The sequence below is a fragment of the Ruegeria sp. YKSE079 genome (genome assembly GCF_059612845.1).
The window spans coordinates 1-19171 of sequence record NZ_JBXWRJ010000005.1 but is presented as its reverse complement, the minus strand read 5'-3'; the positions used below and the strand labels follow the sequence as shown (position 1 = coordinate 19171).

Here is a 19171-nt window from a genome sequence, read left to right as displayed (position 1 = left end):
GCAATTCCGGGGTTCAGGCCGCGTGAAAGCCGGGCTAGGGTTTGGTTATGACGGTTTCCTCGAATCTCGCCATCCCACGGCCTGTGCGCGCCCTATGGCTCGCCGGCAAGAGATTTGTCGCAAAGAATGGCTTTGTCATGAGCAGTCATGTTGCGATGTCGCTAATGATGGCGCTGTTTCCGTTTGTGCTGTTCACCGTTGCCCTCGCCGGGAGCCTTTCACAGAATTATATGACCGACGAGTTGATCGAGTTGATGTTCGGGGCCTGGCCTAAAGAGGTGGCTGATCCGATCGAAGCGGAGCTACGCGCCGTGTTGCGCGGCGCAAGCTCGGGTGTCATGACCATTGGCGGCGTTTTGACCATCTATTTTGCGTCAAACGGCGTAAATGCCGTGCGTATCGCGCTGACGCAAGCCTATCACGATGTGGATACGCGCGCGTTTTGGAAATCACGTCTGTTATGCGTGGCACTGGTTATCGGGGGAGGAGCGGCTGTTCTGGGTGCTGCAGCCTTTGAGGTCGTTTTGCCCGCCTACACCAAGCTGGTGACCGAGCGGTTGCCGGGCGAAGCGGTGGAATGGCTGTCCGTCGACCGGCTTGGCTGGATTTTCACCGTTGCGATGCCGGTCGGCATGGTACTCGCCTTTCATGCCTTGTTGCCACCTCACCGCCACAGCTTGATGCAAATCCTGCCCGGAGTGGGGCTGACAATTTTGCTCTGGGCGGCAGGCGGTTGGGGGTTTTCCTTTTATGTCGCGCAGTTCGCCACCTACAGCGCGACTTATGCGGGACTGGCCGGGGCTATGGCAGCATTGATTTTCCTGTACCTTTGCGCTGCCATTCTAATCCTTGGCGCCGAATTCAATGGTGCCCTGATGGATCTGAGCGCTGCACCACGGCGTTAAGTGTGTTATCAGTTCCAAGCCCGAGATCAATGCGCCACATAGCCGTCACAAAAAGGACCTCAAAAAGCCAAATTAGTTTATCAAAAAGAATATGGGTCCGAGTGGACCTGGTTTGTTATTAGGTGATCCATGTTCGAGAAAGAACCTTTGGGCCGGCACGCCCAACTCTTTTCCCTACTCAGATACAATGACTTGTCGGAAAAACCTGAGGCACCATCGGCCGAAGATATGGTCAATGCGGTCAATCAATACCGGCCCAATAAGCCAGATTTAACGAAAAATTCACAAGATAACGACAAAAACCCGTTTCACGCAGTCTGATCGCTAACCGCGAAACCCTGTTGCCACGACAAACTTCTCGGAACTGTCCGAGCGGGAAGAAGGTGGTTTGACATTCGCGACCTTCTCGAACTTCTGCTTGAGCAATTTCTGCAGATCACCCTCGGCTCCACCAGCCAACACCTTGGCGACAAATGTGCCGCCTTCCTCGAGAACGTCGAACGCGAAATGAGCGGCAGTTTCACACAGTGCGATGATCCGCAAATGGTCGGTTTGCTTATGTCCGGACGAGGCGGCAGCCATGTCGGACATGACCACATCCGCTTTGCCGCCCAACCACTCCTTCACCTGTTCATCCGCATCATCGGCCATGAAATCCAATTGATGAATCTCGGCACCCGCGATCGGTTCAACTTCCTGTAGGTCAATACCCAGAACTGTCCCGATCTTTTTGCCGGATTTTTCGCCCAGTGCGTTTACGCGTTTGACGGCGACCTGACACCATCCGCCTGGCGCACAACCAAGGTCGACAACGCGCGCACCCGGTACAAGAAATCGGAACTTGTCGTCCAGTTCCAGGATTTTGAAGGCCGCGCGACCTCGGTATCCTTCGGCCTGCGCCCGTTTGACGTAGGGATCGTTCAACTGGCGCTGCAACCAGCGGGTTGAACTGAGCTTGCGCCCGCGTGCCGTCTTGACCTTGACCTTCAGATCGCGTTGGCCCCGGCCAGAGGTGTTCTTTCCGCTCGGCGTCTTTGCCATTTGACCGATCTCCTGAAACTGTCCGGTCAATATCGGCAAGACGCCCCTGTATCAAGTAAGGGGTGTGACTTTATCTACCAGCGCCAGATCTGACCAAGGTGTCGAAACGCCAAATCCGAGCCAACCGAGACAATTTAGTGCTTGAGAAAGAACTGCGAGGTTATTCTCATTTGGAGAGGTGAAAGATCGTAGCAACTCCAGGGCATCTGCAGCTTGATCTTTCGGTACGCAAATCGGAACACCTCCAAATGACAGCGCATAGTGCGGTAGTAATACCGTGGTATGAAAGCCGGGGCAAAAAACATCAAACCCGGCGGCTTCCAATACGCAAATCGTAGTCGCAACGGTCGCCATACGATAGGCGCTGGCTACACGCACGAGTTTCATAGTTGTTTCTTAGAACGGCCCATCTTCCAGCACGCCATCCGCGCTCATCTGTGCATAAAGCAGCCCTTCCCGCAGTCCACGATCTGCGACCGACAGCCGGTCAGTGGGCCAACAGCGCAACAACGCCTGCAAAATGGCCGAACCCGACATGATCAGCGCCTGCCGGTCCTCGCCAATGCGGGGATCGCGGCGGCGACCTTCCGGACCGAGATCAAGGTAGCCGCGAATGACCTTGTCGATTTGATCCGATGTCATACGAAGGCCATCCACCTTAGTTCGGTCATATCGCTTGAGGCCAAGATGCGAAGCCGCAACCGTCGTCACGGTTCCGCTGGTTCCGACGATCTGAAACCCCGCCCGCGCTTGTACGTCTTTGTAAGGGGCAAAATCGGCGAGGTTTTCTTCAAAAAACCAGCTCATCAGCGCAAAACGGGCGGCGTCGTCCTCAACATCGTGAAACTGGTCGCGCAGGGTGGCGACACCCAGCGGCACGCTGATCCAATCCACTACCTTGGCGGCGGGAAAGGGGCTTTCGGGTGGATGAAATCCAGCATGCAGTCTCATGATCGCCGCAGGCCGGTCGCGGCGTGGAACCGAAGAGATATCGATCCAGACCAACTCGGTTGATCCGCCTCCGATATCGACCACCAAAAGTTGCTCAGTCTTGGTCGACACCAGCGGCGCGCAGGAGATCACGGCGAGCCGGGCTTCCTCCTCGGGTTGGATGATTTCAAGTGTCAATCCGGTCTCGCGCTTGACTTGACGGATGAATTCCCGCGAGTTCTTGGCACGACGGCAGGCTTCGGTCGCCACCAACCGCATCCGGTTGACCTTGTTGCGTTTGAGCTTTTGCTGGCAGATGCGAAGGGCCTGAACCGTGCGGGACATCGATGAACGCGACAACCTACCTGTCCGTTCCAGCCCGGCGCCCAGTTGAACAGACTTTGAGAAACTGTCCACCACATGAAAACCGCTGCCCTTGGGTTGGGCAATCAGCATGCGGCAACTATTTGTACCCAGATCCAGCGCGGCATACAGCGCATCAGGATCGGGCCTGCTAGGCGCGGGGCTTTCGACCGCTTTCGGGAACGCGCCCGCACCTTTGGGACGCTTGGGCGCCATGACTACACGCCCTCCGATTTCGAGTTACCTCGACCATATGGCGGGCCTTGGCGCGGCGCAAGCGGCTCATGAAGGTCATGAGAATTTTGATACGCGGCAGCGGTAGAATCCCTACAGGCTCCTACCGTATCCTTGGGTATGCGAAAAGGTCGCTGCAAATGCTGCAGGTGTCGAAATCCGACCGACTTTGGCGCAGATTGGAGTTTAGAACCGCCTCACCAGGTCAGGAGGAATCATTCGGTATGCCCGAAGTTACCATCGTTTATTGGCGCGACATCCCCGCCCAAGTCATCGTGGGGAAGGGGCGGCGCGGAGCTAAAAAGCAACTGGCCGAGCGCTTCGAGCAGGCGATCGATCGTGCCGCGATGAAGGTCGGAGCACAGGATACCGATGCCTATCTTGCGGAATGGCGCAAAGCCGCCCCGTTCGAGGTCGAAGGCGATCCGGTTGACGTTGCCGAGGCCGAGGCCAGGCGTCTGGAAGCTGAATACGATCAGGACCGGATCAAGACCCTGATTGCAAATGACGGTTGGGCATAAGCCCGAAACTCTTTATGGGAGGCCAAGATGGCTTTGCTGAACTTCAAGAAACGTGATGTGGCCGAGAAAGCCCCGGTAAACCCGACCGTCGAAGCCTTTTTGCAGGGCTATTCGATTGAGGTGATGCCGAGGACCGCTGAAAAGGTCGAGGATTTCCGCGCGCTGTTGCCCCAGGGCACTCGCGTCTATATCGCCCATATCGAGGGTACTCCGATTGCCGAAATGGTCAAGACCGCCAAAAGGATCGCGGCCGAAGGCTATCCGGTTATGCCCCACTTCCCGGCCCGCATCATCAAGGATGCGGCGACGCTGGAAAACTGGATTTCAATGTATCAGGGCGAGGCCGGCGTTGATCAGGCATTGTTGCTGGCTGGCGGTGTCGAAAAGCCCCATGGTGAATTCGACAGCTCGACGCAGTTGATGGAAACCGGCCTGTTTGACAAAGCTGGTTTCAAGCGCCTGCACGTTGCCGGACACCCCGAAGGAAACAAGGACATCGACCCCGACGGTTCACGCAAGAACGTCGACGCGGCGCTGCAGTGGAAACAGCAGTTCAGCGAGCGCACCGACGCCGAAATGGCGTTGGCGACCCAGTTCGCCTTTGACCCCAAGCCGATCATCGCCTGGGCAAACGCACTGAAAGAGGCAGGTGTCAACCTGCCGATCCACATCGGCATTGCAGGTCCCGCTAAGCTGCAAACGCTGATCAAGTTCGCCATCGCCTGCGGTGTTGGCCCGTCACTAAAGGTGCTTCAGAAGCGCGCCATGGACGTGTCCAAGCTGCTGCTGCCTTACGAGCCCAACGACGTGATCACCGCACTGGCCGAGCACAAGGCAGCCAATCCGGATTTCAACATCACCAACGTGCACTTCTTCCCGCTTGGCGGCATCAAGACCAACGCCAACTGGGCCATTGAAAACGGCGGCGCTTCGGCAAAGCCCGCAAACTCCTAAGGATCGGACATGACCCGTACAGTCGTAGAATCAAAAACAAAAACAGCCATCCTGGGTTTCGACGAACCGTTCTGCGTGATCGGTGAGCGGATCAACCCCACCGGCCGCAAGAAACTGGCTGCCGAACTGGAAGCGGGCGATTTTTCGACCGTTGAAAAAGACGCGCTGGCGCAAGTTGCCGCCGGGGCCACGGTGCTCGATATCAATGCGGGTGTGGTATACAACTCGAACCCCAACCCGAACGAGACGGAACCGCCGCTGATGACCCGGATCGTCGAGCTGGTTCAGGGCCTGGTCGACGTTCCGCTCTGCATCGACTCGTCGGTGCCCGGCGCGCTAGAGGCCGGGCTTGCGGCCGCCGAAGGCCGTCCGTTGCTGAACTCGGTCACTGGCGAGGAAGAGCGTCTGGAACTGGTTCTGCCGCTGGTCAAGAAATACAACGTGCCGGTTGTTGCGATCTCCAACGACGACACCGGTATCTCGGAAAACCCGGACGTGCGTTTCGACGTGGCCAAGAAGATCGTTCAGCGTGCCGCGGATTTCGGCATTCCTGCACACGACATTGTCGTGGACCCGCTGGTCATGCCAATCGGCGCGATGGCAACCGCAGGCCAACAGGTATTTGCACTGGTCCGCCGCCTGCGCGAAGAATTGGGCGTAAACACCACTTGTGGCGCCTCAAACATCTCGTTCGGTCTTCCCAACCGTCACGGCATCAACAATGCCTTCCTGCCGATGGCAATGGGTGCCGGCATGACCTCAGCGATCATGAACCCGGTCGCATTGCCAATTACGCAAAAGGCAATTGCCGCCAAGAAAGAAGAAGTTGCCGCCGCTGGCATCATCCTTCCCGAAGGCATGGATGACGAAACCTTTGTCACGATGTTTGGCCTGGGTTCGACACTGCCGCGCGCGGGCAAGGAGATGGAGGCCATCCGCGCCGCAAATCTGCTGACCAACAACGACCCGCACGGTTCCGAATGGATCCGGTTCAACAAGGCGCCTGACGCTGCAGGTTCCGAAGGTGAAGGCCGTGGCCGTCGTGGTGGCGGTGGCCGCCGCCGCCGGGCATAATCCAAGTCAAGTTTGAAAAAGAAGGTCGGGCCATTTGCCCGGCCTTTTCGTTTGCTGTCACGAACTTTTGAAAAGCCTAGGTTGACGTTCCAGTACTGGAAGTTGGCAAAAGCGAGGTGAATCAGCAAAAGCGGATACTTGGAATGAACAAAAACATGCTGGGCTTGACTGGCTTGCTCGTAGTCGGGGCAGGGGCCTTGTATTTTTCAATGTCTGGCGGAAAGCCTGCGGCAATTGGCGAGTCCTCAGGTGGAACCGTTGCGCTTGCGCAAGTGTCGGTACCCGCCGATCTCACCGAAAAGGCCTTGGTGGGAAAAGTCGCCTTCGAAGCCAAATGCGCTATGTGCCATGGCGTGAATGCTGCAGGTGTTGATGGATCGGGACCGCCACTGGTTCACAAGATCTATGAACCGGGCCACCATTCCGACCAGGCTTTCTTTGTGGCTGTCGCGAACGGCGTCCGCTCGCATCATTGGCGGTTTGGAAACATGCCTCCGGTCGATGGCCTGACGCACGGTGACGTCAAAGGGATCGTTTCCTATGTTAGGGAACTGCAACGGGAAAACGGTATCTGATCACGGCGGAAATACTGACGAGCCGGAAGATGAATTTGAAAGGGAGAAACAATGAAACGGGTTTTGCTGTTACCTGCTCTGGCGGCTCTCATTGGCTGGCAAGCCGGTGAAACAAATGCGGGCGGTTCGCATTCGGGCGGACATGGGCACGGTGGCCACCACGATGCAGTCAACATTGGGACGCCAGGAAAAGCGGCTGACGTCGACCGTACCGTAAATATCGCGATGAGTGAAATGAGGTTCGAACCTAATAACCTTTCGATCAAATCCGGCGAAACCGTTCGGTTTGTTGTCACCAACACCGGCGAATTTGTGCATGAATTCAACATTGGGACGGCCGCGATGCACCAGGCCCATATGTCGGAAATGCTGGAAATGATGGAAACAGGCGCCTTGGAGGCAGACAGGATCAATCACGACGTGATGCGTACAACCGGCATGGCCCATGACGACGGGAACAGCCTTTTATTGGAACCCGGTGAGACAGCAGAACTGATCTGGACTTTTTCCGGTGATGCCGATCTGGAACTGTCCTGCAACGTACCGGGCCACCGGGAAGGCGGCATGCGCGGTACCCTCAAAATGGGACACCACGACCATTCGTAACGGCCGGTGCCGCGGAAATCAGGATTGGGTCGCGAATTGCAAAAGTCTGTCTGGCAAACAATCCTACCCGTGTCCCTGCTGGGCATTCTCGCGCTGGTGGGGATATTCCTGGTTTTTCTGCTGGATGCGAAACGAGCGCCGACAGGCGACATCGCGAAGGGCGCACCGCTTTACGCCGAGTTCTGTGCCCCGTGTCACGGGGCGAATTTGAAAGGCGAGGCAGACTGGCAGACACCCAACGATGATGGGAGCCTGCGTGCGCCCCCCCACGACCACACAGGTCATACGTGGCACCACGGCGATGGGATGCTGTTCGACTATGTCAAAAAGGGTGGACAGGCGATCCTGAAAGAAATGGGCATCAAAGGGGTGAAAAGTGCAATGCCGGGTTTTGGCGATACGCTGACGGATACCGACATAGCGAACGTTCTGATGTTCATCAAATCTAACTGGTCGGACAAGGAACGCGACTACCAAAAACTCCGTACACAAGAAGAGGAACTTTCGACCTCTGGCAAGTGAGGTTCTTTCCTCTACGCCGAAATGACAGGGTTTTTGTCCGCGGCGCTATTGACCTTCCAGTAACTGGAACTCTTATCTGTTTCACCAGCAAAGCCACTGGTGATGAATATGACTCGAAACATTCGCCTCCTAATAAACGGAATGAATTGCGCGTCGTGCGTCAGGCGCGTCGAAAATGCCCTGACTGAGCTTCCCGGCGTTCATTCCGCCTCGATCAATCTCGCAAACGCTTCGGCGCAGGTCGAATATGACGACGCCGTGTTTGTCGGTGATCTGGTGGCTGGCTTGAACAGCGCTGGTTATCCGGCAATAACGGACGAAACCACGTTAGAAATCAGCGGCATGTCCTGCGCTTCCTGCGTCGGGCGTGTAGAAAGCGCCTTGAAGGCCGGCGACGGTATATTGGATGCGTCGGTCAATCTTGCCAACGAAACCGCAACCATTCGCTACGCGGTCGGGGCGACGACTCCGGCGGCAATCGCAGAAATCTCCTCGTCCGCCGGATACCCGGCGTCAGTACGCGCGGGCCAAACTGCTGCAGTCGATCAGCAAAAACAGGATGAAATCCGGATATTGGCGCAGCGCACCTTGCTGGCAGCCGTCCTCGCCTTGCCTGTTTTCCTGATCGAGATGGGAAGCCACATTATTCCCGGTCTACATCACCTGATCGCAAATACGATCGGACATCAGAACAGCTACTACCTGCAGTTCTTGTTGACATCCATGGTGTTGTTTGGCCCCGGCTTTCAGTTTTATGCCAAAGGCTTCCCGGCGCTTGTTAGACGCGCTCCCGACATGAATTCTCTGGTCGCGCTGGGAACATCGGCGGCTTATGGTTTTTCTGTCGTGGCGACCTTTGCTCCGGGTATACTTCCCAGAGGAACCGCAAACGTCTATTTCGAATCCGCTGCAGTAATCGTGGTTCTGATCCTCTTTGGCCGGTTTCTCGAAGCGCGCGCAAAAGGTCGGACCGGTGACGCAATACGCAAGCTGGTTGGCCTACAGCCCAAAACCGCACTGGTCGAAGAGAACGGTGAAGCAGTCGAGCGCGCTATCGAGGATATTGGCGTCGGGGACGTGATCCGTGTTCGTCCTGGTGAAAAAATCGCTGTGGATGGGCATGTGTTGACGGGTTCGTCCTATGTTGACGAAAGCATGATTTCCGGTGAGCCGGTGCCGGTCGAAAAGAAGAAGGGAACGATGGTTGTCGCCGGCACCGTGAACGGCAATGGCACCCTGACATTTCGGGCCGAGAAAGTCGGCTCGGACACTATGCTTGCTCAAATCATCAATCTGGTGCAGCAGGCGCAAGGGGCAAAACTGCCCATTCAGAGCGCGGTGGACAGGATAACCGCCTGGTTCGTTCCCGCAGTTTTGGCCGCTGCGGCCCTGACAGTCACGGTCTGGCTGTTATTCGGACCCGATCCGGCGCTAAGCCTGGCCCTTGTGACCGGTGTCGCGGTGCTGATCATCGCCTGTCCCTGTGCGATGGGGCTGGCCACGCCGACCTCGATCATGGTCGGGACCGGACGAGCTGCAGAAATGGGCGTCCTGTTCCGCCGGGGCGACGCGCTACAACTTCTCAAGGATGTCGGCATTGTGGCCTTTGACAAGACCGGAACATTGACCCAGGGCCGCCCGGAACTGACCGACCTGATAACGGTACAAGGGTTCTCAGAACAAGAGATTCTGGGCCTTGTCGCCTCGGTCGAGGCCAAGTCGGAGCATCCCGTCGCCGAAGCCATTGTGCGCGCGGCCGAAACACAAAAAGCCCCCATGACGGCCATGGACAGCTTCACGGCGATCCCGGGCTATGGCGTTCGCGCCTGTGTCGAAGGGCGCGATGTTCTTGTCGGTGCCGATCGCCTCATGTCACGCGAAAACGTGGATCTCGGGACTCTGGCCGACTTGCGTTCGGATCTTGCCAGCAAGGGAAAATCCCCTTTCTACGCTTCAGTCGATGGCCGTATTGCTGCCGTTCTGGCAGTGGCCGACCCGATCAAATCGACGACACCAGATGTTCTTCGCTCCCTTCACGCAATGGGGTTGAAGACCGCCATGATCACCGGTGACAACGCGGGTACTGCTCAGGCCATAGCCGATGTTCTGGGCATCGATCACGTGGTGGCCGAGGTTTTGCCAGAAGGAAAGGTAGCTGCACTGGAAGGTTTGAGAACCAGTGGCGACAAACTGGCGTTCATTGGTGACGGGATCAACGATGCCCCCGCGCTGGCCGCGGCCGACGTGGGCATCGCGGTTGGAACTGGCACCGATGTGGCAATCGAAGCTGCTGACGTTGTGCTGATTTCCGGCGATTTGATCGGTTCGGTCAACGCCTTCGACATAAGCCGGAAAACTATGCGTAACATCCATCAGAACCTGTTCTGGGCCTTTGGGTATAACGTCGTGCTGATCCCCGTGGCCGCAGGTATTCTCTACCCCTTTGGTGGACCGCTCTTGTCGCCGATGTTGGCCGCTGGCGCGATGGCTCTGTCCAGTGTCTTTGTTCTGTCCAACGCATTGCGGCTCAGATGGGTTCGACCTGCGACGGGCAGGGGTGCTGCAACCGAAAAGAACGGCAAGACGGCGTTACACGCCGCACCAGCGGAATAACGAGGAGAGACCATGAATATCGGTGATGTTGCGACCCGCTCCGGGCTTCCGGCAAAAACGATCCGCTACTACGAAGACATCGGGCTGATTTCTCCTAAGCGCGGACAAAACGGATACCGCCGTTTTTGCGAGACGGACCTTCACAAACTCGCGTTCATCGGCCGTGCCCGGTCTTTGGGCTTCACCATCGAGAACTGTCGCCACCTGCTGGCGCTTTACGAGGACAAGGACCGCGCCAGCGCAGATGTAAAACGAATTGCCAAGCGCAACCTGAAAGAGATTGCCGAAAAGATCGCGGGCCTGAAAGCGATGGAGGCTACTCTCTCGCATCTGATCGCCGAATGCGCCGGCGATGACCGCCCTGATTGCCCAATTCTCGAAGACCTCGGGCGAAGCCGATCTGCATTGTTCGAGTGAGCGCTTGAGCAAAGTCATGGAAAGAAGCCGAGAAGCCGGAGTATTGGGCAACAGGTACCCGGCAAGAGAACCCCGAAAGGCCGATTATCCGGAAAGGACCCGACATGCCAACAATGAACCGCCGTGCTTTTGTTGCCGGAATTTGTGTTTTTCCAATTGCCCATGCAGGTCAGGCGCTGGCTCTGGCCCCAACGACCGTGCACGTTCTGAAGGACCCCAATTGCGGCTGTTGCGGCGCGTGGATCGGGATCATGAAACGGGAAGGTTTCTCGGTAAGCGTCGAAGACGCGTCATGGGACGACCTTTATGCATACAAGATCGCGAACGGCATCCCTGATCAGATGACGTCCTGCCACACTGCGACTGTTGATGGGTATGTGATCGAAGGGCACGTACCGCCCGAAGATATCCGGCGACTCCTTGCTGACCGCCCCGACGCCATCGGTCTTTCGGTTCCGGGAATGCCCTATGGCTCGCCAGGAATGGGGCCTGAAGGTGAGCGTGAAGCCTATGATGTGTATCTGGTCCACCGTGACGGGCGCACGCAAATCTTCACCAGCTACCCCGCAGCCTGAGGCTTTCACAAATACCAGAACATGCGGAGTGGCCGTCCTCGCGGCCGCTTTCGGGATACCCGGAAACGCAGTGCGCCTCTAGTCCAGCCAACAATTCAACGAATATCGCAAAATGGCGGAGAGACAGGGATTCGAACCCTGGGTGGGCTTGCACCCACAACGGTTTTCGAGACCGCCCCGTTCGACCACTCCGGCACCTCTCCGCGGGGGTCTGTGAGGGGGGGATTTAGTAGTGATCGCGCAGGGGTGCAAGCGGAAATTTCTGCTTTTTGGTCAGAGACGGTTTTTCCATTGCTCATGGTTGGATTTCACATAGGCTAGGAGGCATGAAATCAGTGTTTCGCCTTTGTGCCCCGTTGTTGGTGTTTGTCGCCGTGTTGGCGATGTCAGCACCAGTTTCCGTTCGTGCCGCTGATCGGGACAGGATCGAAGCATTCCTGACGACTACTGGATTCGACGTGGCACTTGACAGCATCGCCCTTGCGTCATCATCGGCTCCCGAAATGCTTGGCGTCGACGCGGGTTCATTTGGGACCCAGTGGGAAGAACTCACCGAAGAAGTGTTCGACACCGGGATTATGCACGAGACCGCGGTGCAAATCCTGGAACAGACGCTTTCCAACGATGCACTCAACCACGCGGTCGAGTTTTATGCCTCGGATCTTGGGCAAAGGCTGGTCGAAGCAGAAAATGCATCGCACATGATAGAAGATGACGAGGTCAAAGAACTGGAAGGGCAAGCGATTGTTGCCGATCTGGTCAAGCAGGGCGCGCGGCGTGTGGAAAGCCTCAAGCGGATGAACCGCGCGGTCGATACCAGCGACACCGCCTTGCGCGCACTGCAGGAAATCCAGCTCAGGTTCCTGTTGGCTGCCAGTGCCGCAGGCGTGATTGACCTGGCGCTCGATGCCGATGAGCTTCTGGCCATGCTGAAACGGAACGAAGGGGCCATGCGCAGCGCGCTGCAACTCTCCGCCTTGGCCGGAGCGGCTTATACCTACAAGGATTTCTCCGACACCGAAGTCGACATCTATGTCGAGGCGCTTGAACAACCGCTTATGCAGGAGGTGTATGAACTCCTGAATGCCGTGCAATACGAAATCATGGCAGGCCGGTTTGAGGTGTTGGCCGCGCGGATGGCGGATCTTCAACCTGCACAGGATATCTGATGCGTTTAATTGCAGCTCTGTTCTTTCTCCTGTCCTTCGTTTCTGCCGCCTGTGCCGCGGACGAAAACCTGGACAGGCTTGCAGAAGCCCTCAGGCTGAACGAGGTGGTCGCGATCCTTCGTGAAGAAGGGCTGGCATATGGTCAAAGCCTCGACGAAGAGATGCTCGGCGGCGAGGGTGGCTTGCCGTTTCAGCAACAGGTGAACAAGACCTATTCCATCGAGAAGATGGCCAACGATCTGAAAAACGCGCTGGGTCGCAACATGACGGCCGAGCATCTCGTGCAGGCGACCGTGTTCTTCGACAGTGATCTCGGCCAAAAAATCATCGCACTGGAGAATTCGGCCCGCCGCGCCTATCTTGATCCCGCCATCGAGGACTATGCGCGCTCAATCTATGAAGACCTGGACGACAATGATCCTCGGCTCCGGTTGATCCGTGAATATATCAGGGTAAATGATCTGATAGAGCAAAACGTGCGCGGTTCGTTCAGTTCGGATCTGCATTTTTTTCGCGGTTTTGCCGAAGGGCAGGATGCACCGGTAGACGACGGCGCCATATTGTCGGAATTGTTGGAACAGCAAGACGATGCGATAGAAGAGACAACCGTGTGGCTCTACGGATTCCTGCTGATGGCCTACCAGCCGCTCACCGACGCGCAAATTCGCGAAAACATCGCCTTTTCACAGACCAATGCTGGTCGCGCTCTGAATGAGGCTTTCTTTTCCGGGTTCGCGGACATGTATGATCGTATTTCCTTTGATCTGGGAATGGCCGTGGCACGCGCCATGATGGCAACAGAACTCTAGTTCCGAAATTCGGTTGACAATCATCTGAAATGCTCCGATAAGCGCGCATCCCGGCCGGATCGCCCGCGCCGGGTATCGTTATTATTTGGCCCGGGACAACTCCCCAAGGGTCTCAATCCGCCCGGCAAGGGCGCGCTGTTCGAGGTGGCAAGAGCCATGAACACCCAGGCAACTGGGGACCACAGAACGCGGCAACGAAAAGGAAAGACGCATGTTTGCGGTCCTCAAGACTGGCGGCAAGCAGTACAAGGTTCAGGCGGGCGATGTGCTCCGCGTTGAGAAACTGGCTGCTGACGCAGGTGAAAAAGTTCAATTCAACGACGTTTTGATGCTGGGTGGTGACGCGCCGGTCGTCGGTGCGCCTTTTGTCGAAGGTGCAGCCGTTCAGGCCGAAGTGATCGAACAGGTCAAAGGTGACAAGGTCATCAATTTCGTCAAACGCCGTCGTAAGCACAGTTCCAAGCGAACCAAGGGCCACCGTCAAAAGCTGACTCTTGTCAAGATCATCGACATCCTCGCATCGGGCGCGGACAAATCGGGCGTCAAGGCCGCGACCGGTTCTGTGCCTGCAGGCGCTGCGGCACCCGCAGCCAAGCCCGCCGGGAAAGCTGCGGCACCGGCCGCTACCGCTGCCGACGACCTGACTCAGCTGACTGGTGTAGGCCCCGCCGCCGCCAAGAAGCTGGCCGATGCTGGCATCGACAGCTTTGCTGCTCTGGCCGCCTTGTCGGACGAGCAGATTGCTGCTATCGAGACGGTCAAAGTGAAACCCGAATGGGTTGAGCAAGCCAAAGAGCTGGCTAAAGGCTAAGGAGAGAGAGAATGGCACATAAAAAAGCTGGCGGTTCCTCCCGTAACGGTCGCGACTCTGCAGGTCGTCGCCTTGGCGTGAAACTTTATGGCGGTCAGGCCGCTGTCGCAGGCAACATCATCGTGCGCCAGCGCGGCACCAAGTTCTGGCCGGGCGAAGGCGTCGGTATCGGCAAGGATCACACCATCTTTGCAACCGTCGACGGCGCCGTGAAGTTCCACAAGGGGCTCAAGAACCGCACCTTTATTTCGGTCCTGCCAGTGGCGGAGGCCGCAGAGTAAGCCGAGACCCAAGAAGGTTAAGAGAAAATTCATGGGGGACCGGCAGAACATGCCGGTCCCCTTTCTCGTTTTCACCAACTGTTGAAGAACAAACCCGATGCCTGTCGCAACGACCAGTTTCCTGATTTTTGCCGCCTCCCAGGTCGGCACACCGGGTCCGGCCAACATGGCCCTGCTCGGGACAGGTGCGCGCTATGGGTTTCGGGCGGCCTTGCCCTTTGTTGCGGGGGTGGTGGTGGGCAAACAGCTGATCATCTGGCCGGTCGGTTTCGGGCTAATGGAATTGGCAGGGCAGGCGCCGGGCGTTTTCACCGTGCTGAAATACGCCTCTGCAGCCTATATTTTCTGGCTTGCCTGGAAAATCGCCAATCTTAGGCTTGCTCCGGGTCAGGCACAGGATACCGCGCCGGGTTTTTGGGCCGGGTTGGTGGTTCATCCACTTAATCCCAAGGCCTGGGCGATGATCGTGGCCGGGTTTACCGGCTTTGTCGCTGTAGGAACGTCATCGTTCGAGGCCACGCTTACGATCGCTCTCTGCCTGTTGAGCAGCCAATTGCTGCTACATCCGATCTGGACGCTTGCCGGGGATCGGATCGCCCATACGGTTGCAGGAACCGGGTCCGAGAAATATCTGATGAGGATGTTGGCGGGACTGACCGTCGCATCTGTCTTGTTTGTGTTGTTCGGAGGAGGAGCGCACATATGAAACTTGAAACAATAATAAATCAGCCGGTCATTGAAACCGAGCGGTTCGATCTGCGCCCGTTACGCCGGTCGGATATGGGGTTGATCGAGCACTATACCAGTGACGAGCGTGTGGCGCGCATGACAACCTCCATCCCGCACCCGGTACCGCCGGGTTCGGTCGAGGCGTTCGTCACCCGCGCCATGGCCGATGACCGCACCGAAGACGTCTGGACGATGGACGCAACCAAGGATGGAGGGCCGGAACTGATCGGCCTGATCTCTCTTGAAAAGATGGATCGCAATCAGTCCGAGGTTGGATATTGGGTCGCGCCGATCTACTGGAACACAGGCGTCGCCTCTATGGCCGTCGAAGCGCTGGTTAATGAGAATCCGCTGGGCAACCGCACGATGTTTGCCAGCGTGTTTCAAGACAACCCCGCCTCGGCGCGTGTCTTGACACATTGCGGTTTCCAGTATCTAGGCGATGCCGAAACCTTTTCGCTGGCACGCAATGCGAATGTGCCCACTTGGACGTATAGCCGAAAACTCTGACATGTGCCCGATTGGGCCTTTGCACTAGGAAGACACTATGAAATTTCTCGATCTCGCAAAGGTCTATATCCGGTCCGGGGCCGGAGGCGGCGGTTGCGTCAGCTTCCGGCGCGAAAAGTTCATCGAGTTCGGCGGCCCGGATGGCGGTGACGGCGGCAAAGGAGGCTCTGTCTGGGTAGAAGCGGTCGAAGGGCTGAACACTCTGATCGACTTTCGTTATCAACAGCATTTTTTTGCCAAGAACGGACAACCGGGGCGCGGCCGTCAACAAACCGGCAAGGATGGCGATGATATCGTTCTGCGCGTTCCGGTCGGCACCGAGATTCTGGATGAGGATCAGGAAACCGTTCTGGCTGACCTGACCGAAGTTGGTGAGCGCGTGCTTCTGGCACGCGGCGGGAATGGTGGGTTCGGTAACCTGCATTTCAAATCGGCCACCAATCAGGCGCCGCGTCGGGCAAACCCCGGACAAGACGGTATTGATCGCACGATCTGGCTGCGGCTCAAACTGATTGCCGACGTCGGGCTGCTGGGAATGCCGAATGCCGGCAAGTCGACGTTTTTGGCGGCAACATCGAACGCGCGCCCAAAGATCGCCGACTATCCCTTTACCACGCTGCACCCCAATCTCGGCGTTGTCGGTGTCGACAATGTGGAATTTGTCGTGGCCGACATCCCCGGCCTGATCGAAGGTGCGCATGAAGGGCGCGGTATTGGGGATCGGTTCCTGGGTCATGTCGAACGCTGCGCCGTTCTGTTGCATTTGGTTGATGGCACTTCGGAATCGGTGGCCGATGACTATCGCACGATTATTCATGAGCTCGAGGCTTATGGCGGTCATCTCGCTGAAAAGCCACGCATTACCGTGCTGAACAAGATCGATGCGCTGGACGAAGAAGAACTTGATCTGGCGAAAAGCGCGCTGGAAGAAGCCGTTGGCGGCCCTGTTATGACCATGTCAGGTGTCGCCCGCCAAGGCGTGACCGAGGTGCTGCGCGCGCTGCGCACGCAGATCGACGCCGACCGCTTGCGCCACAAACCCGCCGAGGAGGCGCAGCCTTGGCAACCCTGACGTCGGCCAAACGGATTGTCGTCAAGATCGGGTCGGCCTTGCTGGTCGACCGTTACACCGGGTTGCTGCGCGGCGATTGGCTGGTTTCCCTGGCCAGCGACGTGGCATGGCTCAAGGGGCAGGGCACGGACGTCATCCTTGTCTCGTCGGGGTCCATCGCACTTGGGCGCGGTGTTCTGAAACTTCCTGCAACAACCTTGCCTTTGGAACAGTCTCAAGCCGCTGCAGCCGTCGGGCAAATCCGTCTCGCCCGCGCTTATGAAGAGGCGCTGGATCCGCATGGCATCACCACGGCTCAGGTGTTGGTTACACTCGAAGACAGCGAAGATCGCCGTCGCTATCTGAATTCCCGCGCAACACTGGAAACACTTCTCAGCCTCGGGGCCGTTCCCATCGTGAACGAAAACGACACCGTGGCGACTGACGAAATCCGCTATGGCGATAACGACCGGCTGGCGGCGCAGATCGCCGTAACCGTCGGGGCCGATCAGTTGATCCTGTTGTCGGATGTGGACGGGTTCTATTCCGCCAATCCGAACCACGATCCATCTGCCCTGCGTTTCGACGTGATCGAAAAAATCACGCCCGAGATCGAGGCGATGGCAGGAGACGCAGGATCAGGTCTGTCCAAGGGCGGCATGAAGACCAAGTTGATGGCCGCAAAAATGGCCATTGCGGCGGGGTGCGATATGGCGATTACAGAAGGATCGCCCCTCAACCCTCTGACAACGTTGGAAAATGGAGCGAACTGCACTTGGTTCAAAGCGACACTTGATCCGCATGCGGCGCGAAAACGCTGGATTGCGGCGATGAAGCCGCGAGGCGAAATCATCGTGGATAGTGGCGCCGCCAGGGCACTGGCAAACGGCAAGAGCCTGTTGCCTGCCGGGATCGTCGAGGTTTGCGGCGATTTCGGTCGCGGTGATCCAGTTGCCATTCTGGATGCCGATGCCCGTTGGTTGGGTCAGGGACTCAGCCGCTATACGGCGCAAGAAGCGGACGCGATCAAGCGGCGTAAAACCTCGGAAATCGAAGGTATTCTTGGATATCCGGGTCGGGCGGCGCTTGTTCACCGGGACGATATGGCTCTCTGAAGCGCAGTTTTGTAAGATGTAGAAGAAAGGCCTTGGCTATGAAAGATCTGGACAACATACCCGCTGTGATGGCCGAGATCGGTGTCCGCGCCAAAGATGCCTCGAAAGAGCTTGCCTTTGCGACTGCCGAACGCAAACATGCCGCGCTGATTGCAGCGGCAGATGCTGTTTGGGCCAATCGCGACAAGATCATCAAGGCCAATCTGAAAGACCTGGAATTTGGGCGCGACAAGGGCCTGAACCCTGCGATGATGGACCGGCTGATGCTGGATGAGGCGCGCATTCAGGGGATGGTGGACGGGCTGCGCACGGTGGCCGATCAGGCCGATCCTGTTGGGGAAGTTCTGGCGGAATGGGAAATGCCGACCGGCCTGAACATCCAGCGCGTGCGCACGCCCTTGGGGGTGATCGGCGTGATTTATGAAAGCCGCCCGAACGTTACCGCGGATGCCGGCGCGCTGTGCCTGAAATCCGGCAACGCGGTGATATTGCGCGGAGGGTCCGAAAGCTTCCACTCGTCGGGGGCGATTCACGCCTGTCTGGTTGAAGGACTGAAGGCCGCGAACCTGCCCGAAGATGCCATCCAGCTGGTGCCGACCCGCGACCGGGCGGCGGTTCAGGAATTGCTGACCATGACCGACCATATCGATGTCATCGTGCCGCGCGGTGGCAAGGGGCTGGTTGGGCTTGTGCAGCGCGAAGCGCGCGTGCCCGTTTTTGCCCATCTCGAAGGGATCGTTCACATCTATATCGACAAGGCCGCTGATCCGGTAAAGACCATCGATGTGGTTCTGAACGCCAAGACCCGCCGAACCGGTATCTGTGGCGCGGCGGAATGCCTGCTCGTGCATCAGGATGTCGTGGACTCGATTGGCAAGGATGTCGTCGCAGCACTTCTTGCCGCAGGTGTCGAGGTTCATGCCGAGGGCGCTTTGGCTACCGACGGTACCGTTGCCGCGACCGAGGCCGACTGGGGCAAGGAATTCCTCGACAGCATCATCGCTGCACGCACCGTGGCGGATGTTGACGCGGCCATTGACCATATCCGTCAGTACGGCTCGAACCACACTGATTGCATCATGACCGAAGATGCCGCCACGGCGGCAAGGTTCTTCGAGCGCCTGGACAGTGCCATTCTGATGCACAACGCGTCGACTCAGTTCGCCGATGGCGGCGAATTCGGGATGGGGGCCGAGATTGGCATCGCGACCGGCAAGATGCATGCGCGTGGCCCGGTCGGCGCAGCGCAACTGACAAGTTTCAAATATCTGGTGCGCGGAAACGGAACCACCCGCGCCTGACGCTCCGTCAAAGAAAGACCAGTCAGAATCGGATTGAGGCGCGGGTCGATGTCGTTTCGGCCCGC

The 19171-nt window shown here is 57.6% G+C and carries 22 protein-coding genes and 1 tRNA gene; 19 read left to right on the top strand and 4 right to left on the bottom strand.

Features of this window, described 5'->3' with window-relative positions:
- Nucleotides 1-47: 47 nt before the first annotated feature.
- Nucleotides 48-905 (top strand): YihY/virulence factor BrkB family protein, encoded by an 858-nt coding sequence (locus AC2FMY_RS05955; RefSeq protein ID WP_496747799.1) that lies wholly within the window; start codon nt 48-50, stop codon nt 903-905.
- A 324-nt stretch (nt 906-1229) separates the two neighbouring features.
- Here AC2FMY_RS05955 and AC2FMY_RS05950 read toward each other — a convergent pair whose 3' ends face one another.
- The 3 genes from AC2FMY_RS05950 to AC2FMY_RS05940 are packed head-to-tail and all read right to left on the bottom strand — an operon-like array spanning nt 1230 to nt 3455.
- Nucleotides 1230-1946 (bottom strand): RlmE family RNA methyltransferase, encoded by a 717-nt coding sequence (locus AC2FMY_RS05950; RefSeq protein ID WP_480751351.1) that lies wholly within the window; start codon nt 1944-1946, stop codon nt 1230-1232.
- Between the two features lie 51 nt (nt 1947-1997).
- Nucleotides 1998-2333 (bottom strand): hypothetical protein, encoded by a 336-nt coding sequence (locus AC2FMY_RS05945; protein WP_496747801.1) that lies wholly within the window; start codon nt 2331-2333, stop codon nt 1998-2000.
- A gap of 9 nt (nt 2334-2342) precedes the next feature.
- Nucleotides 2343-3455: a Ppx/GppA phosphatase family protein gene (locus AC2FMY_RS05940; protein WP_480751353.1), complete on the bottom strand. Its 1113-nt coding sequence runs from the start codon at nt 3453-3455 to the stop codon at nt 2343-2345.
- 242 nt (nt 3456-3697) lie between these two features.
- On the opposite strand from AC2FMY_RS05940, the gene AC2FMY_RS05935 reads away from it, so the two are divergent.
- From AC2FMY_RS05935 to AC2FMY_RS05895, 9 genes are all read left to right on the top strand, one after another.
- On the top strand, nt 3698-3994 hold the full coding sequence (locus AC2FMY_RS05935; protein ID WP_480751354.1) for a virulence factor: 297 nt from the start codon (nt 3698-3700) through the stop codon (nt 3992-3994).
- A 27-nt stretch (nt 3995-4021) separates the two neighbouring features.
- Nucleotides 4022-4948: a methylenetetrahydrofolate reductase gene (locus AC2FMY_RS05930; protein ID WP_496807128.1), complete on the top strand. Its 927-nt coding sequence runs from the start codon at nt 4022-4024 to the stop codon at nt 4946-4948.
- A gap of 9 nt (nt 4949-4957) precedes the next feature.
- Entirely contained in the window at nt 4958-6022 is a 1065-nt protein-coding gene (locus tag AC2FMY_RS05925) for a dihydropteroate synthase (RefSeq protein ID WP_480751356.1), read from the top strand.
- 143 nt (nt 6023-6165) lie between these two features.
- Entirely contained in the window at nt 6166-6597 is a 432-nt protein-coding gene (locus AC2FMY_RS05920; RefSeq protein WP_496747806.1) for a c-type cytochrome, read from the top strand.
- A gap of 51 nt (nt 6598-6648) precedes the next feature.
- Nucleotides 6649-7203 carry a cupredoxin domain-containing protein gene (locus AC2FMY_RS05915; RefSeq protein ID WP_496747808.1) on the top strand — a complete coding sequence of 185 codons (555 nt, stop codon included), beginning with the start codon at nt 6649-6651 and terminating at the stop codon, nt 7201-7203.
- A 69-nt stretch (nt 7204-7272) separates the two neighbouring features.
- Nucleotides 7273-7725, top strand: coding sequence for a c-type cytochrome (locus AC2FMY_RS05910; RefSeq protein WP_496807127.1), 453 nt, complete (start codon nt 7273-7275; stop codon nt 7723-7725).
- Between the two features lie 102 nt (nt 7726-7827).
- Entirely contained in the window at nt 7828-10338 is a 2511-nt protein-coding gene (locus AC2FMY_RS05905; RefSeq protein WP_496747812.1) for a heavy metal translocating P-type ATPase, read from the top strand.
- A 12-nt stretch (nt 10339-10350) separates the two neighbouring features.
- A complete protein-coding gene (gene cueR / locus AC2FMY_RS05900; protein WP_496747815.1) occupies nt 10351-10755 on the top strand; it encodes a Cu(I)-responsive transcriptional regulator in 405 nt (134 codons plus the stop codon).
- 113 nt (nt 10756-10868) lie between these two features.
- The gene (locus tag AC2FMY_RS05895) at nt 10869-11330 is read left to right on the top strand and encodes a DUF411 domain-containing protein (protein ID WP_496807126.1); all 462 of its coding nucleotides are present in this window, start codon (nt 10869-10871) and stop codon (nt 11328-11330) included.
- Between the two features lie 113 nt (nt 11331-11443).
- Here AC2FMY_RS05895 and AC2FMY_RS05890 read toward each other — a convergent pair.
- Nucleotides 11444-11533 (bottom strand) — tRNA-Ser (locus AC2FMY_RS05890).
- Nucleotides 11534-11656: 123 nt separating this feature from the next.
- Between AC2FMY_RS05890 and AC2FMY_RS05885 the strand changes: the two genes are divergently transcribed.
- The 9 genes from AC2FMY_RS05885 to AC2FMY_RS05845 all read left to right on the top strand — a co-directional run bounded on the left by AC2FMY_RS05885 (nt 11657) and on the right by AC2FMY_RS05845 (nt 19106).
- Entirely contained in the window at nt 11657-12499 is an 843-nt protein-coding gene (locus AC2FMY_RS05885) for a DUF2059 domain-containing protein (RefSeq protein WP_496747818.1), read from the top strand.
- Nucleotides 12499-13308, top strand: a complete 810-nt coding sequence (locus tag AC2FMY_RS05880; protein WP_496747819.1) for a DUF2059 domain-containing protein — start codon at nt 12499-12501, stop codon at nt 13306-13308. Before AC2FMY_RS05885 ends, AC2FMY_RS05880 begins: the two co-directional genes overlap by 1 nt.
- A 211-nt stretch (nt 13309-13519) precedes the next feature.
- Nucleotides 13520-14119 carry a 50S ribosomal protein L21 gene (locus tag AC2FMY_RS05875; protein WP_496747822.1) on the top strand — a complete coding sequence of 200 codons (600 nt, stop codon included), beginning with the start codon at nt 13520-13522 and terminating at the stop codon, nt 14117-14119.
- Nucleotides 14120-14130: 11 nt separating this feature from the next.
- A complete protein-coding gene (gene rpmA / locus AC2FMY_RS05870; RefSeq protein WP_480751372.1) occupies nt 14131-14400 on the top strand; it encodes a 50S ribosomal protein L27 in 270 nt (89 codons plus the stop codon).
- A 97-nt stretch (nt 14401-14497) separates the two neighbouring features.
- Entirely contained in the window at nt 14498-15106 is a 609-nt protein-coding gene (locus AC2FMY_RS05865; RefSeq protein WP_496747825.1) for a LysE family translocator, read from the top strand.
- Entirely contained in the window at nt 15103-15639 is a 537-nt protein-coding gene (locus tag AC2FMY_RS05860; RefSeq protein ID WP_480751376.1) for a GNAT family N-acetyltransferase, read from the top strand. Before AC2FMY_RS05865 ends, AC2FMY_RS05860 begins: the two co-directional genes overlap by 4 nt.
- Nucleotides 15640-15676: 37 nt before the next feature.
- Nucleotides 15677-16711, top strand: a complete 1035-nt coding sequence (gene obgE / locus AC2FMY_RS05855) for a GTPase ObgE (protein WP_480751377.1) — start codon at nt 15677-15679, stop codon at nt 16709-16711.
- The gene (proB, locus tag AC2FMY_RS05850; protein ID WP_480751379.1) at nt 16699-17805 is read left to right on the top strand and encodes a glutamate 5-kinase; all 1107 of its coding nucleotides are present in this window, start codon (nt 16699-16701) and stop codon (nt 17803-17805) included. Before obgE ends, proB begins: the two co-directional genes overlap by 13 nt.
- A gap of 38 nt (nt 17806-17843) precedes the next feature.
- The gene (locus AC2FMY_RS05845) at nt 17844-19106 is read left to right on the top strand and encodes a glutamate-5-semialdehyde dehydrogenase (protein WP_496748193.1); all 1263 of its coding nucleotides are present in this window, start codon (nt 17844-17846) and stop codon (nt 19104-19106) included.
- Nucleotides 19107-19171 lie beyond the last annotated feature (65 nt).

Excerpts from the sequence above, each read along its gene's own strand:
- AC2FMY_RS05935 (WP_480751354.1), top strand. The coding sequence starts at position 3,698 with ATGCCCGAAGTTACCATCGTTTATTGGCGCGACATCCCCGCCCAAGTC.
- AC2FMY_RS05955 (WP_496747799.1), top strand. The coding sequence starts at position 48 with ATGACGGTTTCCTCGAATCTCGCCATCCCACGGCCTGTGCGCGCCCTA.
- AC2FMY_RS05940 (WP_480751353.1), bottom strand. The coding sequence starts at position 3,455 with ATGGCGCCCAAGCGTCCCAAAGGTGCGGGCGCGTTCCCGAAAGCGGTC.
- cueR (WP_496747815.1), top strand. The coding sequence starts at position 10,351 with ATGAATATCGGTGATGTTGCGACCCGCTCCGGGCTTCCGGCAAAAACG.
- AC2FMY_RS05945 (WP_496747801.1), bottom strand. The coding sequence starts at position 2,333 with ATGAAACTCGTGCGTGTAGCCAGCGCCTATCGTATGGCGACCGTTGCG.
- AC2FMY_RS05845 (WP_496748193.1), top strand. The coding sequence starts at position 17,844 with ATGAAAGATCTGGACAACATACCCGCTGTGATGGCCGAGATCGGTGTC.
- AC2FMY_RS05895 (WP_496807126.1), top strand. The coding sequence starts at position 10,869 with ATGAACCGCCGTGCTTTTGTTGCCGGAATTTGTGTTTTTCCAATTGCC.
- AC2FMY_RS05905 (WP_496747812.1), top strand. The coding sequence starts at position 7,828 with ATGAATATGACTCGAAACATTCGCCTCCTAATAAACGGAATGAATTGC.
- AC2FMY_RS05915 (WP_496747808.1), top strand. The coding sequence starts at position 6,649 with ATGAAACGGGTTTTGCTGTTACCTGCTCTGGCGGCTCTCATTGGCTGG.
- AC2FMY_RS05930 (WP_496807128.1), top strand. The coding sequence starts at position 4,022 with ATGGCTTTGCTGAACTTCAAGAAACGTGATGTGGCCGAGAAAGCCCCG.
- obgE (WP_480751377.1), top strand. The coding sequence starts at position 15,677 with ATGAAATTTCTCGATCTCGCAAAGGTCTATATCCGGTCCGGGGCCGGA.
- AC2FMY_RS05880 (WP_496747819.1), top strand. The coding sequence starts at position 12,499 with ATGCGTTTAATTGCAGCTCTGTTCTTTCTCCTGTCCTTCGTTTCTGCC.
- rpmA (WP_480751372.1), top strand. The coding sequence starts at position 14,131 with ATGGCACATAAAAAAGCTGGCGGTTCCTCCCGTAACGGTCGCGACTCT.
- AC2FMY_RS05925 (WP_480751356.1), top strand. The coding sequence starts at position 4,958 with ATGACCCGTACAGTCGTAGAATCAAAAACAAAAACAGCCATCCTGGGT.
- AC2FMY_RS05865 (WP_496747825.1), top strand. The coding sequence starts at position 14,498 with ATGCCTGTCGCAACGACCAGTTTCCTGATTTTTGCCGCCTCCCAGGTC.
- AC2FMY_RS05885 (WP_496747818.1), top strand. The coding sequence starts at position 11,657 with ATGAAATCAGTGTTTCGCCTTTGTGCCCCGTTGTTGGTGTTTGTCGCC.
- AC2FMY_RS05950 (WP_480751351.1), bottom strand. The coding sequence starts at position 1,946 with ATGGCAAAGACGCCGAGCGGAAAGAACACCTCTGGCCGGGGCCAACGC.
- AC2FMY_RS05875 (WP_496747822.1), top strand. The coding sequence starts at position 13,520 with ATGTTTGCGGTCCTCAAGACTGGCGGCAAGCAGTACAAGGTTCAGGCG.
- AC2FMY_RS05920 (WP_496747806.1), top strand. The coding sequence starts at position 6,166 with ATGAACAAAAACATGCTGGGCTTGACTGGCTTGCTCGTAGTCGGGGCA.
- AC2FMY_RS05860 (WP_480751376.1), top strand. The coding sequence starts at position 15,103 with ATGAAACTTGAAACAATAATAAATCAGCCGGTCATTGAAACCGAGCGG.